At 62.0% G+C, this 12,988-nt stretch carries 13 protein-coding genes; 7 read left to right on the forward strand and 6 right to left on the reverse strand.

From position 1 onward, the window contains the following. The 3 genes from AC3RCP_RS26045 to AC3RCP_RS26055 all read left to right on the forward strand — a co-directional run bounded on the left by AC3RCP_RS26045 (position 1) and on the right by AC3RCP_RS26055 (position 3,349). Entirely contained in the window at positions 1-735 is a 735-nt protein-coding gene (locus AC3RCP_RS26045; RefSeq protein ID WP_492570749.1) for an alpha/beta hydrolase, read from the forward strand. Then, entirely contained in the window at positions 732-1,262 is a 531-nt protein-coding gene (locus AC3RCP_RS26050; protein WP_256593435.1) for a hypothetical protein, read from the forward strand. Before AC3RCP_RS26045 ends, AC3RCP_RS26050 begins: the two co-directional genes overlap by 4 nt. A 137-nt stretch (positions 1,263-1,399) precedes the next feature. After that, a complete protein-coding gene (locus AC3RCP_RS26055; protein ID WP_492570748.1) occupies positions 1,400-3,349 on the forward strand; it encodes an alkaline phosphatase D family protein in 1,950 nt (649 codons plus the stop codon). A gap of 33 nt (positions 3,350-3,382) precedes the next feature. Here AC3RCP_RS26055 and vapB read toward each other — a convergent pair whose 3' ends face one another. Continuing rightward, positions 3,383-3,607, reverse strand: a complete 225-nt coding sequence (vapB, locus tag AC3RCP_RS26060; protein WP_123572607.1) for a type II toxin-antitoxin system VapB family antitoxin — start codon at positions 3,605-3,607, stop codon at positions 3,383-3,385. 161 nt (positions 3,608-3,768) lie between these two features. Here vapB and AC3RCP_RS26065 point away from each other — a divergent pair, with 161 nt between their 5' ends. The 3 genes from AC3RCP_RS26065 to AC3RCP_RS26075 all read left to right on the forward strand — a co-directional run bounded on the left by AC3RCP_RS26065 (position 3,769) and on the right by AC3RCP_RS26075 (position 6,120). Further along, positions 3,769-4,359, forward strand: coding sequence for a DedA family protein (locus tag AC3RCP_RS26065; protein ID WP_492570747.1), 591 nt, complete (start codon positions 3,769-3,771; stop codon positions 4,357-4,359). A gap of 123 nt (positions 4,360-4,482) precedes the next feature. Beyond that, entirely contained in the window at positions 4,483-5,733 is a 1,251-nt protein-coding gene (locus tag AC3RCP_RS26070) for a 2-aminoadipate transaminase (protein ID WP_492570746.1), read from the forward strand. A gap of 147 nt (positions 5,734-5,880) precedes the next feature. After that, positions 5,881-6,120 (forward strand): hypothetical protein, encoded by a 240-nt coding sequence (locus AC3RCP_RS26075; protein ID WP_492570745.1) that lies wholly within the window; start codon positions 5,881-5,883, stop codon positions 6,118-6,120. A 9-nt stretch (positions 6,121-6,129) separates the two neighbouring features. Here the strand turns inward: AC3RCP_RS26075 and AC3RCP_RS26080 are convergent, their stop codons facing one another. Beyond that, entirely contained in the window at positions 6,130-6,951 is an 822-nt protein-coding gene (locus AC3RCP_RS26080; RefSeq protein ID WP_492570744.1) for an amidohydrolase family protein, read from the reverse strand. Between the two features lie 412 nt (positions 6,952-7,363). Between AC3RCP_RS26080 and AC3RCP_RS26085 the strand changes: the two genes are divergently transcribed. Beyond that, the gene (locus AC3RCP_RS26085; protein WP_492570743.1) at positions 7,364-8,638 is read left to right on the forward strand and encodes a glycoside hydrolase family 68 protein; all 1,275 of its coding nucleotides are present in this window, start codon (positions 7,364-7,366) and stop codon (positions 8,636-8,638) included. A 228-nt stretch (positions 8,639-8,866) separates the two neighbouring features. Here the strand turns inward: AC3RCP_RS26085 and AC3RCP_RS26090 are convergent, their stop codons facing one another. From AC3RCP_RS26090 to AC3RCP_RS26105, 4 genes are all read right to left on the reverse strand, one after another. Further along, complete coding sequence (locus AC3RCP_RS26090) at positions 8,867-9,961, reverse strand: polyamine ABC transporter substrate-binding protein (protein WP_101338997.1); 1,095 nt, start codon at positions 9,959-9,961, stop codon at positions 8,867-8,869. 105 nt (positions 9,962-10,066) lie between these two features. After that, positions 10,067-10,882 carry a carbon-nitrogen hydrolase family protein gene (locus tag AC3RCP_RS26095; RefSeq protein ID WP_492570742.1) on the reverse strand — a complete coding sequence of 272 codons (816 nt, stop codon included), beginning with the start codon at positions 10,880-10,882 and terminating at the stop codon, positions 10,067-10,069. A gap of 162 nt (positions 10,883-11,044) precedes the next feature. Continuing rightward, positions 11,045-11,428, reverse strand: a complete 384-nt coding sequence (locus AC3RCP_RS26100) for a hypothetical protein (RefSeq protein ID WP_101338999.1) — start codon at positions 11,426-11,428, stop codon at positions 11,045-11,047. Then, entirely contained in the window at positions 11,425-12,939 is a 1,515-nt protein-coding gene (locus tag AC3RCP_RS26105) for a flavin-containing monooxygenase (RefSeq protein WP_492570741.1), read from the reverse strand. Before AC3RCP_RS26105 ends, AC3RCP_RS26100 begins: the two co-directional genes overlap by 4 nt. Between the last annotated feature and the right edge of the window lie 49 nt (positions 12,940-12,988).

The following is a 12,988-nucleotide window of genomic DNA, read 5'->3' on the forward strand; positions in this document are numbered from 1 at the left end:
ATGGAAGCCAACACCATTACCTCGGCGAACGGTAAACCCGTCAAGTTGAAAGCCGAGCACACGCTTACGGATAAAAAAGACAAGAGTGACAAAGTCATTCCTATCGAAAGCACCAAGGCCATTGTGTTTTTTGTGGGGGGTGCAGGGGACAAGGAAAGTTATTATTTTTCTGGCCCTTATGAAAATATAAAATACGCACAAGAGCCCTTAGATAAGCGAGCCAATACCTTACAAAAACAAGGAAAATACAGATCCGCATGGCTTGGGTACAACCAGATTAGAGGAAAGAAAGATATTCAGAAAAATGTCTTGAATATTATCCCTTATAAATCGTGCCCTATTTACATTATTGGCCATAGCTTGGGAGGCTGGAACAGCGGGCATTTGACTAAAACCATGGCTGACTGGGGGTACACCATAACAACACTGGTGACTCTCGACCCCGTCGGAGAAGGTACACTGGTGTGGCTTGGCTCTGACATTGCCGGATCTGCGCCTACACCGGTTGCAGAGAAGTGGATCAACATCAGAGCCACACCATCCAAACCTGACGATTCAGACAAAGTCGCGGACTTTGGTGAAAGATGGATAATGAATAGCGGGCCTGATTTGAATCTAAACATGGATATTAATCATGCAAATGCATTTGGTATGTTCATGCGGCCAATTGTGGGCTCACAATCCGCCTGCGATATCATCTTTGAATCCATTACCAACAAGCTGGAAAAAACATGAAAAGACTATGGCTGCTTCTACTGGCTATCGCCTGTTCCTCCTGCGCAAAAGATCATGAGAAACCGCCAGCAGACTTGAGTTTCATTTCTGTCGAACGCAAAGCGGATCTTTCGCTGTACATCATCCGCTACGAATCAAACATCAACCTTCTGGATCTCTACGGAAGAGGTATGGGAGAAGGTATTGCCTCAGCTCAATTTATTTGTGCATTAGACGGTGACTATGACTTTTCTGTTGAGCATGAAATTGCGCGTTCTGCCTATGGCAGGATTCAGGCTGATACGGCTCAAGCGAATCAACCAACTTCAATCTTTTTCACTGAGGCTTTTTTGAGTGAAACCCTCGATAAAGGACAATCCCGTCGCGACCTCTCTGTCGAAGAATTGAACGCCTTGTTAGCCAACAAAAAGACGATTCCGTGCAAAGCACTTATCACCGCCTATGGCTACAAGGCCTACTACTCCAACACCCTGCAATTACCCGTTGCCGATCTGCTTCGAGAAATCAATAAACCCGAGACCCCGTAGCCCTCTACGAGTACCGCGCAGTTCTTACCCCCTCCCTGCGCGACTCTCCCTAGCAACCTGAGCACTGGCTGACAAATCTTCGACATCAGCTGCGGTACTATCGGCGCTTCCGTCTGCCGTATGAGCTTTGAATTCGCGTGTCTCGAACGTCCCCCTCGACCGCTGCTAGCAACAACTTGCCCTGCGTCCTCGCCGGCCCCCTGCTGCGCCGCCTGGAACCCACGCGGCTGGTGCTGTGGCTGGCGGGCTCGCGGGCGCTGGAGCTGACGTTGCGTTTGCAGGCAGGCAGCGAGGCGCAAATCCGCGACTACCCGCTCAGCGCCGAGCAGTGCCAGGTCATCCCTGTAGGCCAGCACGCGTTTATCCATCTGATAGATCTGCCGCTGGACAATCCCCTGCCTTGCGATGTGCCCATCGACTATGACCTGCTGATCGCCAACGCCGACGGCTCCAGTTCGGGGATCGCCGAGTGGGCGCCGCATTTGCTGTATGGGCAAAAGCAGCAGCCGGATTTTGTGCTGCACAGCCGCATCCAGCAGTTGGTCCACGGCTCCTGCCGCAAGCCCCATCATGCGGCGGACGAGGGTTTGCTTTGCGTCGATCGCCTGCTGGCGGAAACAGCCGATCCGCAGCAACGCCCTGCCCTGCTGCTGATGACCGGCGACCAGGTATACGCCGACGACGTGGCCGGGCCGATGCTGCGGGCGATTCATGCGCTGATCGAGCGCCTGGGTTTGTTCGGCGAACATCTGGAAGGCGCGGTGGTGAGCGACAGCGCTGAGCTTTACCGGCATCGCGCCAGCTATTACAAACGCGCCGAATTGCTGCCGGCGCTGAAAAGCAATGAGACCCTGCGCGAGCGTTTCTTCGGCGGGGTGAAGAAGCCGATCTTCACCAGCAGCAGCGCCGACAACCATCTGGTGACCTTCGCCGAGGTCATGGCCATGTACCTGCTGGTCTGGTCGCCGGTGCCTTGGAGTCTGATCGATCCGCGACCACCACAGCTCGCTGCCAAGGAGCAGCAGCGCTACCAGCGCGAACAACAGCGGATCGAGGCTTTCGCCAAGGGCCTGGACGGCGTGGCGCGGGTGTTCGCCCACCTGCCGAGCCTGATGATCTTCGACGACCACGACATCACCGACGACTGGAACCTCAGCGCCCAGTGGGAAGAAACCGCCTACGGCCACCCGTTTTCCAAACGCATCATCGGCAATGCGCTGATCGCCTACATGCTATGCCAGGGCTGGGGCAACAATCCGGATGCCTTCGCCACGCCGCTGCAACACACCCGCGCCCTGAGCGCCGAGGCCCAGGGCGATGCGCTCTACCTGGACAGCACCACCCAGGACACCCTGATCGACGAATTGCTGCGCTTCCAGCAATGGCAATACACCCTGCCTACCACCCCGGCGCTGGTGGTGCTGGACACCCGCACCCGGCGCTGGCGCAGCGAGTTCAACCTGGCGCAGCCCTCGGGCCTGCTCGATTGGGAAGCTCTGAGCGAGCTGCAACATGAACTGCTGGATCACCCGTCGGCGATCATCGTTTCACCGGCGCCGGTGTTCGGCGTCAAGCTGATCGAGACGGTGCAGAAGGTCTTCAGCTGGTGCGGTCACCCGTTGCTGGTGGACGCGGAAAACTGGATGGCCCACCGCGGCGCGGCCCAGGTGATCCTGAATATTTTCCGCCACTCGCGCACCCCGGGTAACTACGTGATCCTCTCCGGCGACGTGCACTATTCCTTCGTCTACGAAGTGCTGATCCGCCACCGCAAGGGCGGCCCGCAGATCTGGCAGATCACCAGCAGCGGCATCAAGAACGAGTTTCCACCGACTCTGCTGGAATGGTTCGACCGTCTCAATCGCTGGCTGTATTCGCCACGCTCGCCGTTGAACTGGTTCACCCGCCGCCGGCTGATGCGAGTGGTGCCCTACAGCCCCGAACATCGCGAGGCCGGCGAACGGCTGTGGAACTCGGCGGGCATTGGCCAGGTATTCTTCAACGACCACGGCCAGCCCCGGGAGATCTACCAGCACAACGCCAATGGCGCGCCGAAAACCCGGATGCTGGCGCCGGAGGAAGACTGAGGGGTGAGAGCGACTGGGCAAAAACCGAGTCGCTCAGGCGTCTTTCGGTTCAGCAGGTTGATCCCTGTCCGCCATAAAGTCCGTACTCATAGAAGCCTCATCAAACCAACTGTCCCAAGCTTCTCCAGCCGGAGCGATGACCCGAGTACGCCCCATAGCGATGATCTCCACTTGCGTAACATCGCCAGGAAACGCCATAGCCTCAGTCAGGTAAATAGTCTGACCGCTGCTGTTTCTAAAGACTGATCCTTGCGCCATCGAGCTATCTCCTGGCGTTTTCAAATAGAGCCACCAGCCTAGCGCGCGTCACCAACAGGTCAACGATCAGGCAAACTTTTCCCCTATGCTTGGGCAGGCCAAGAGATATCTCGGCGCTTCTAAAGCTTACGGACTACTTCTGCAAAGGCCCTTTCATTCCCATGTTCGAACACCTCGACCTGCACGCCCTGCTCGCGACCTACGGTTACTGGGTGATCGTCCTCGGCTGCCTGCTGGAAGGCGAAACCGTGCTGATCCTGGGCGGCATGGCGGCGCATCAGCAAGTGCTGGATCTTTGGGCCGTGATTGCCGTGGCCACGGTCAGCGGGATGTTCGGCGACCAGTTGCTGTTCTGGAGCGGGCGGCATTTCGGCGGGCGTTTGTTGCCGCGCCTGAAGGGCCAGCAGGCCGCCATCGAGCGGGTGAGCGGGCTGATCCGGCGTTACCCCTCGACCTCGGTGCTGGCGGTGCGTTTCATGTATGGCATGCGCTGGGTCGGCCCGGTGGTGATCGGCGCCAGCGGTCTGTCGCCGCTGCGTTTCACCCTGCTGAACATGCTCGGCGCACTGCTCTGGGCCACGCTGTTCGTCTGCGGCGGCTACTGGGCCGGCGATGCGCTGGAGCATCTGTTCGGTGATTTGAAGCCTTATCGCCTGCCGATTGTCCTCGGTGTCGTGGTGCTGGTGGTGGCGGTCGCACTGCTGCGCCAGCGCCGGGCCAGAGCCAGGAACGTTGCGCCGCTGAACGACTGATCCAACCCTCCTCCCGACATCCGGAATTTTCATACTGACCCCCGCACTTTATTTCGTTTGCGGCCCCACCCCGCTCTTGGCTTAGATAGCCCGCATGTTCCAGGCAGACAGAGCCCTTAGCCCATGAGCAGCGAAAGCATCAGCCAGTCGATTTCCATCGTTCACCCCATCCGCCTGAGCCACGGCAGGAATGCCGAGGTGTGGGACGAGAATGGCAAGCGCTACATCGATTTCGTCGGTGGGATCGGCGTGCTCAACCTGGGGCATTGTCATCCGCGGGTGGTGGCGGCGATCCAGCAGCAGGCCACCCGGCTGACCCACTACGCATTCAACGCGGCGCCCCATGGGCCCTATGTGGAGTTCATGGAGCGGCTGGCGCGCTTCGTGCCCTTGAGTTACCCGGTCAGCGGCATGCTCACCAACAGCGGCGCGGAGGCGGCTGAGAACGCCTTGAAGATCGTCCGGGGCGCCACCGGGCGTACCGCGGTAATCGCCTTCGATGGCGGTTTCCATGGCCGCACCCTGGCCACCCTCAACCTCAACGGCAAGGTCGCGCCCTACAAGCAGAAGATCGGCGTGCTGCCCGGCCCGGTGTACCACCTGCCCTACCCGAGCGCGGACAACGGCGTGACCTGCGAGGAGGCGCTGAAGGCCATGGACCGGCTGTTCAGCGTGGAGATCGATGTCGCCGAAGTGGCCTGCTTCATTGTCGAGCCGGTGCAGGGCGAGGCTGGTTTCCTGGCCCTGGACGTCGAGTTCGCCCGTACCCTGCGACGCTTCTGCGATGAGCAAGGCATCCTGCTGATCGCCGATGAAATCCAGTCCGGTTTCGGCCGCACCGGCCAGCGCTTCGCCTTCTCGCGGCTGGGGATCGAACCGGACCTGGTCCTGCTGGGCAAAAGCATCGGCGGCGGTGTGCCCCTGGGCGCGGTGCTCGGGCGCAAGGCGCTGCTGGACAACCTGCCCAAGGGCGGCCTGGGCGGCACCTATTCCGGCAACCCCATCGCCTGCGCGGCGGCCCTGGCGACCCTGGACGAGATGAGCGACCACAATCTGCAAACCTGGGGCGAACGCCAGGAGCAGGCCATCGTCAGCCGCTACCAGCACTGGCGGGCCGAGCGCCTGACACCTTATCTAGGGCGCCTGACCGGGGTCGGCGCCATGCGCGGCATCGAGCTGCTCAAGGCCGACGGCTCGCCGGCCCCGGAACAACTGAGCGCGCTGCTCAGCGCGGCGCGGGACGCCGGCCTACTGTTGATGCCCAGCGGCAAGTCGCGGCACATCATCCGCCTGCTGGCGCCACTGACCATTGAGCCGCAGGTGCTGGAAGAAGGGCTGGATATTCTCGAGGGCTGCCTGGCGCGGTTGGCATGACACCGCGCGTTTGCACAAAAGCCGCTTGCCATGGACACTGGCGCGCCTCATGCCATCGACAAGGAAGTGCAACATGACGTGTCCCAGCTACAGAGAGCGGCCCACGGCCGCCAGCCCAGGAATCTTCGGCCGCGGCGAGCAAGACTCATGAAGCAGTACATTCCCTTTGTGCTGGTCTACCTGCTGCTGACGCCGCTGTACTACTGGATGAAGCCTTACCCACTGAGGAAGTGGACAGGCCTGGCCCTGGGCCTCACCGGGCTGCTGTGGATTCTGTTCCTGCCGCCCATGCTGGGCGAGATCGATGCCGGGCTGATTGCCGTGGCGCTGGTGGCCATGGGCAGCTCGCTATTTTTCAGCCGGCGCCGCTACCAGGACCACGCCTGAGGCGCCGCGCTACAAGCCGAATACCCGCCGCGCATTGCCCTGCAGGAACTTGTCCCGCACCGGCTCCGGCAACTCCAGGGCCTGGACCTGCTGCATGCATTTGGCGAACGGCAACTGCGGGAAATTGCTGCCGAACAGCACCTTGTCCTGCCCGTAGCTGCGCATGAAATGCAGCAGCTGCGGCGGGTAATAGGCCGGCAGGTAGGCCGAGGTGTCGATGTAGATATTGTCGTGCTTCCAGGCCAGGCCGATCATCTCGTCGGTCCAGGGATGGCCGATGTGCCCGGCGATGATTCGCAGTTCCGGGAAGTCCAGCGCCACCTCATCCAGATAAGGCACCGGCCGCCCGGTTTCCGAAGGCATCAGCGGGCCGGTGTGGCCGACCTGGGTGCAGAAGGGAATGCCCAGCTCCACGCACTTGGCGTACAGCGGGTAGTACAGGCGGTGGTTGGGCGGCAGTTTCCACAGCCAGGGCACGATGCGCAGGGCCTTGCAGCCAAGCTCGTCCACCGCCCGCTGCAGCTCGGCCAGCGCCGCCATCGGCCGGCTCAGGTCCACCGTGGCCACACCAACAAAACGCTCGGGATAAGCCCGGGTATAGGCGGCGATTTCATCGTTGCTGAACACCCAGCGCTCCGGCCGGCACCAGGCCGCCAGCATCAGCTTCTCGACCCCGGCCTGGTCCATCAGCTCGACGGTCTGCTCGATGCTCAGCGGCTGGTCCAGCAAATGCGCGGAACCCGACTTCTCGAACAGCCGCGCCACCTCCGGCAGCAACAGCCGCGCCCGGCCGTTGGCCGGTTGTGCCCATGCGTCGATTGCACCCTTCATGAGAGCTATCCCCCTCTGCTGACCGTGATTCAGGCGACGAGGGCTCAGGCTACGTCCGCGCCATGACAGCGACAATGTTCGCAGCGCTCGGCGGCGTTGACCGATCCGCCCAGGCTCGACTCCCGCCCTTGACCTTGTTCCGCCTCCCTCCTTTCACCTTCTGCGCCCTCGGACCGACCAGCGGTTCCAAGCGCGCATTTTGCAGGCATCGTCGTTGATCGAGCCGAAAACGAACTTCTAGAAACAGAACTAGCTGAAACGTATCAGCCTCAGCAAAAACGGCAAATATGCATAAATGCAAATTTATTCTTGACCCAAAAAACCGCCTCGCTTAAGGTGAAATTGCTGTATGCACATACAGTATTTTTTGATGAACATTTATGTGAACCCATTCACGGACGAGGTATTACCTATGAAAAGCAACACTGAAAAATTCGGCAAAACACCCCATCAACCCAGCCTCTGGACTCGCGCCGATGCGCTGAAAGTCCATGCGGACGATCCCACCACGACCCAGCCACTGGTCAGCGCGGATTTCCCGGTACTGAGCAACGAGGTGTTTATCTGGGACACCATGCCGCTGCGCGACCTGGACGGTAACGTGACCTCCGTCGACGGCTGGTCGGTGATCTTCACCCTGACCGCAGATCGTCATCCGAACGACCCGGAATACATCGACGAAAACGGCAACTACGACATCACCCGTGACTGGAACGACCGCCACGGCCGGGCAAAGATGTACTACTGGTTTTCCCGTACCGGCAAGGACTGGGAACTGGGTGGCCGGGTGATGGCCGAAGGGGTTTCGCCCACGGTTCGCGAATGGGCCGGCACGCCGATCCTGTTGAACGAACAGGGTGAAGTGGACCTGTACTACACCGCCGTCACGCCGGGCGCGACCATCGTCAAGGTGCGCGGCCGGGTGGTGACCACCGAGCATGGCGTCAGCATGGTCGGCTTCGAGAAGGTCAAGCCGCTGTTCGAGGCCGACGGCAAGATGTACCAGACCGAAGCGCAAAACCCCTTCTGGGGCTTCCGCGATCCATGGCCGTTCCGCGACCCCAACGACGGCAAGCTGTACATGCTGTTCGAAGGCAACGTGGCCGGCGAGCGCGGCTCGCACACAGTGGGCGAAGCAGAAATCGGCGACGTGCCGCCAGGTTATGAAGACGTCGGCAACTCCCGTTTCCAGACCGCCTGCGTCGGTATCGCCGTGGCCCGCGACGAAGACGGCGACGACTGGGAAATGCTGCCGCCGCTGCTGACCGCGGTCGGCGTCAACGACCAGACCGAACGCCCGCACTTCGTGTTCCAGGACGGCAAGTACTACCTGTTCACCATCAGCCACACCTTCACCTATGCCGACGGCGTGACCGGGCCGGACGGGGTGTACGGTTTTGTCGCCGATTCGCTGTTCGGTCCCTACGTGCCGTTGAACGGTTCCGGCCTGGTGCTGGGCAACCCGTCCTCCCAGCCGTTCCAGACCTACTCGCACTGTGTGATGCCCAACGGCCTGGTGACCTCCTTTATCGACAGCGTACCGTCCGACAAAAGCGGCACGCAGATTCGTATCGGCGGTACCGAAGCACCGACGGTCGGGATCAGGATCAAAGGGCAACAGACCTTCGTGGTGGCTGAGTACGACTACGGTTACATCCCGCCGATGCTCGATGTAACGCTCAAGTAATAGCGACACCGGGCGTTCAGGCAGCAGGTTCGAGTTCGATGAAGAACCCGTTGTGGATATGAATCGAGATATCCCGCCTGGCTCACTGCGACTTTGCTCAGGAGCTTCATTGAACAATGCGTAGTACCGACCCTTCGGAACTGGCTACACGGATGTAGCCAGTTCTGCTCCTTCCTTGCGCGACGCCCCTTTCCCCTTGGCCAGCATGGCTGTCCACGCCCCCCAGGCTCAGCTCCCGGTCTTGACCTTGCTCCAGACCCGGGTCCGCACCCGTTCCATTTTCAGCGGCAGCGGTTCCAGCGGGAACAGCGTGGCCATCACTTCCCTGGACGGATAGACACCCGGGTTGTCGCGGATTTTCTGCTCCACCAGCGCCGTGGCATCGCGGTTGGCGTTGGGGTAGCCCAGGTAGTCGGAAGACTGGGCAATCACTGACGGACGCAACAGGTAGTCGATGAACTTCAGGCCGTCCTGTGGGTGCGGCGCGTCCTTGAGCAACACCAGGTTCTCCACCCAGACCGGCCCGCCTTCGCGCGGAATGCTGTAGACCAGATGACGGCCGTTGTCAGCCTTCTGCGAGGCGACCTGGGCATCGAACACCCCGCCGCTCCAGCCCACCACCACACAGACGTTGCCGTTGGCCAGGTCGGAGATGAACTTCGACGAATCGAAGTAGCGGATATGCGGCCGGACCTTGAGCAGCAAGGCCTCGGCCTTCTTGTAATCCTCGGGGTTCTGGCTGTTGTAGGGCAGGCCCAGGTAATGCAGGGCAATGGGGATGATTTCGTTCGGTGCATCGAGCATGGCCACCCCGCACTGGCTGAGCCTGGCCAGGTTCTCTTCCTTGAAGATCAGGTCCCAGGAGTCCACCGGCGCCTGGTCGCCGAGCAGCGCCTTGACCTTGTCGACGTCATAACCGATGCCCGTGGTGCCCCACAGGTAGGGTGCGGCGAAGCGGTTGCCGGGGTCGTTGCTCTGCACCTTGGCCAGCATCTCGGGGTCCAGGTGCGACCAGTTGCCGAGCTGGCTGCGGTCCAGTTCCTGGAGCACCCCGGCCTTGATCAGGTTCGGCAGCAGGTCGCTGCTGGCCACCACCACGTCATAGCCACTGCGCCCGGCCATCAGCTTGCTTTGCATCACGTCGCTGTTGTCGAAGGTGTCCTGCAGCACGCTGATGCCGGTTTCCTTGTGGAACTGTCCGGGCGTGTCCGGGGCGATGTAGTCGTACCAGTTGTAGAAATGCACGCTCGGTTCGGCGGCCTGGGCCGTAGCGAAACCGAACAGTGCGGCCAGGGCCAGGGGCAAACAGCGGATAGCTTTCATCTGAGGACTCCGAGCGTTGGCACCCGCCCAAGGGACGTGCGCCTCGCCTGCTGATTATGGATTGTTATGGCAGGGCCGAAAGCGGCGGAAAAACAGCGATGGGGTTTAAGGGATCAACAGCTCGCGAAGGCCATCGGCGTGCTCGACGTATTCGCCGGACAGTTGCAGGCGCCGGTCGTGCAGGTAGTCGTAATCGCGGCGAGCGGCCTTGAGTTGCCCGAGGTCGAGCTGCACCACCTGCCGGCACTCGTCGCGGCCGGCCTCGAACAGCAGTCGGCCGAAGGGATCGACCAGCGCGCTGCCGCCGGCGAACACCAGGCCGCCGGTGCCGCTGCCGACCCGGTTCACCATCACCGCGAAGGCCTGGTTCTCTTGGGCACGGGCCATGATCGCGGTGCGGTGCACCGGGCCGTAGGGGTCCATGTTGCCGTTGCTCACCAGAATCAGCTCGGCGCCCAGTTGGCCGAGGGCGCGGGCGCTTTCCGGCAGTTCGATGTCGTAGCAGATCAGCAGGCCGACCCGCACGCCCCGCCAGAGCACGGTGGTGTAACGGTCACCGGGCTGGAACAGACCGCGCTCGTCGGGCCACAGGTGAGTCTTGCGATAACTCGTCGCCACCCCTTCGGGGGTCACCAGCAGCGAGGTGTTGTAGTAATGGCCGGCGGCTTTTTCGGCGATGCCGACCACCACCGCGACCCCCTTGGCGCGCACCGCCCGCAATACGGCCTGGATACTCGGCCCGTCCAATGGCTCGGCGACCTCGGCCAGTTGCTGCTGGCTGGCGAAACCGCTGATCTGGGTTTCCGGGAAGACCAGCAGGTCGATGTCGTCATCACAGTCGGCAACGCCCTGCAGGACCCGCTCGAGGTTGTAGGCCGTGTCGCCGTCACGACCGGCCAGTTGCATCAGTTCAATCTTCATCGTGGATCCTTTGAAGTGTCGGCAGGTCTCCGGACGCCACATGGGTGGCACCCGCCAGGGCTGGTGGCGAGTATGGAGGGGATGCAGCCGCGCGGTAATCACTGCAAAGGAGTACCCCGCCAGGGTTAGCTGGCGGGACAAGGCAACAGAAGACTGGCGGGGTCAGGCGTTACCCAGCGACTGGCGGGAAACCCGCGCAGCCTTCAGCGCGCGCCAGGTCCACAACGCGCCGCACAGGTCCGGCAAGGCCAGCAGCAACAGCACCGGCGACACCAGCCCGGCGGCGACGAAAGCGGCAAAAAACACCGGCACCGACAGGCGGATCGCCACCGTCAGGGCCATCAACTCGCGCCGCTCGGTGTAGCCGGCCCAGACGTAATAGACGCCCAGGTACAAGGCCAACTGGCCCATCACCCGGATCCACACCTCATCGGTCAGGGCGAAGCCGAACAACGGCAACAACAGGTTCGGCGCCAGCACCAACGCGGCGCCCAGCAACAACATGTACAGGCCGAACACAAACACGCTCTTGCCCGGATGGCTCATGGTTTCACTCCTTGGGGGTGCGAGGTGAGGCGATAGGCCTCGGCGTCGAAATAACGGGTCTGCTGGCGGAACTGCCAGCTGAACCCTGGCCACAGGGCGACGTTGCGCCCGCTGTCGGGGTCCATGTACCAGCTCTGGCAACGGCCGACGCTCCATACCGCGCCGCGCAGCCGGTGGCGCAGGCCCTGGTTGAAGCGCGCCTGGGCCTGTGGATCGACATCGACGCTGGTCACGCCCAGGCGTTGCAGGGTGTCCAGGGCACCGAGGATGTAGGCGATCTGCGACTCGATCATGTAGACGATGGAGTTGTGCCCCAGGCCGGTGTTGGGCCCCATCAACAGGAACAGATTGGGAAAGCCGCTGACCGTGGTGCCCTTGTAGGCTTCGCTGCCCTGCTGCCAGGTGTTGACTATGTCCACCCCGCCACGCCCGAGGATCATCCCCGCCGGGAACGGCGTGCGCGCCTTGAAACCGGTGCCGAAGATCAGCGCATCCAGGGCATGGCGCTGGCCGTCGACGGTGATCAGCGCGTCCTCGGTGACTTCACGGATACCGCTGGTGACCAGTCGGGTGTTGGCCTGGGCCAGGGCCGGAAAATAATCGTTGGACAGCAGGATGCGCTTGCAGCCGATGGCGTAGTCCGGGGTCAGTCGCCGGCGCAGTTCCGGGTCCTTGACCTGGCGCCGCAACAGGTTGAGCGCCAGCCATTTGTGCAAGGCCATCAGCCGCGGGTTGAACACGAAGCCCAATACCCGGGTTTCATGGGCGGTGTAGATCAGCCCGCGCAACAGCCGCTGCACCGCGGGAAAACGCCGCAGCAGGCGCTGGGCGGTCGTGGAAAAGGCCCGGTCCGGCTTGGGGATGATCCACGGCGGCGTGCGCTGGAACACCGCCAGGCTGGCCACCCGCGGCTGGATCTGCGGCACGAACTGGATCGCCGAGGCGCCGGTGCCGATCACCCCCACCCGCTTGCCGGCCAGGACATAGTCATGGTCCCAATGCTGGGAATGAAAGACCCGGCCCTTGAAGCGCTCAAGCCCCGGCAGTCGGGGATAGTCCGGGGTCGACAAGGCCCCGGTGCCGGCCACCACCACCTGGGCGAAACGCACGCCGCCACGGGCATCCGTCACCTGCCACAGGGCGCGCTCTTCCAGCCAGCGCAGGCCGGTGACCGCGGTGTTGAAGCAACAGTGTTGCAGCACCTGATACTTGTCGGCGCAGTGCCGCAGGTAGTCGCGGATCTCCGGCTGCGGCGAAAAGCGCCGCGACCAGTCGGGGTTGGGCTCGAAGGAAAACGAATAGAGGTGGGAAGGAATATCGCAGGCACAGCCGGGGTACTGATTGACCCACCAGGTGCCGCCGACGCCGGCTTCCTGTTCGAGGATCAGGAAGTCCTGTTCGCCGCGCTGGCGCAGGTTGATCGCCATGCCGATGCCGGAGAAGCCGGCGCCGATGATCACGACCCGATAGACCCGCGCGGGGTCGGCCTGCTCCTGAAGTAGCGCACTCATGTTCCTGACTCCTGGCGGCACAAACGCCGGGCGAGACCGCCCGCAGCGC

This window comes from Pseudomonas sp. GW822-FHT05A08, assembly GCF_058800485.1.

Coding starts and splice junctions, on each gene's coding strand:
- AC3RCP_RS26090 (WP_101338997.1), bottom strand. CDS start 9,961: ATGAAAGCTATCCGCTGTTTGCCCCTGGCCCTGGCCGCACTGTTCGGT.
- AC3RCP_RS26095 (WP_492570742.1), bottom strand. CDS start 10,882: ATGAAGATTGAACTGATGCAACTGGCCGGTCGTGACGGCGACACGGCC.
- AC3RCP_RS26070 (WP_492570746.1), top strand. CDS start 4,483: ATGAGCAGCGAAAGCATCAGCCAGTCGATTTCCATCGTTCACCCCATC.
- AC3RCP_RS26105 (WP_492570741.1), bottom strand. CDS start 12,939: ATGAGTGCGCTACTTCAGGAGCAGGCCGACCCCGCGCGGGTCTATCGG.
- AC3RCP_RS26050 (WP_256593435.1), top strand. CDS start 732: ATGAAAAGACTATGGCTGCTTCTACTGGCTATCGCCTGTTCCTCCTGC.
- AC3RCP_RS26075 (WP_492570745.1), top strand. CDS start 5,881: ATGAAGCAGTACATTCCCTTTGTGCTGGTCTACCTGCTGCTGACGCCG.
- AC3RCP_RS26080 (WP_492570744.1), bottom strand. CDS start 6,951: ATGAAGGGTGCAATCGACGCATGGGCACAACCGGCCAACGGCCGGGCG.
- AC3RCP_RS26065 (WP_492570747.1), top strand. CDS start 3,769: ATGTTCGAACACCTCGACCTGCACGCCCTGCTCGCGACCTACGGTTAC.
- AC3RCP_RS26045 (WP_492570749.1), top strand. CDS start 1: ATGGAAGCCAACACCATTACCTCGGCGAACGGTAAACCCGTCAAGTTG.
- AC3RCP_RS26100 (WP_101338999.1), bottom strand. CDS start 11,428: ATGAGCCATCCGGGCAAGAGCGTGTTTGTGTTCGGCCTGTACATGTTG.
- AC3RCP_RS26085 (WP_492570743.1), top strand. CDS start 7,364: ATGAAAAGCAACACTGAAAAATTCGGCAAAACACCCCATCAACCCAGC.
- vapB (WP_123572607.1), bottom strand. CDS start 3,607: ATGGCGCAAGGATCAGTCTTTAGAAACAGCAGCGGTCAGACTATTTAC.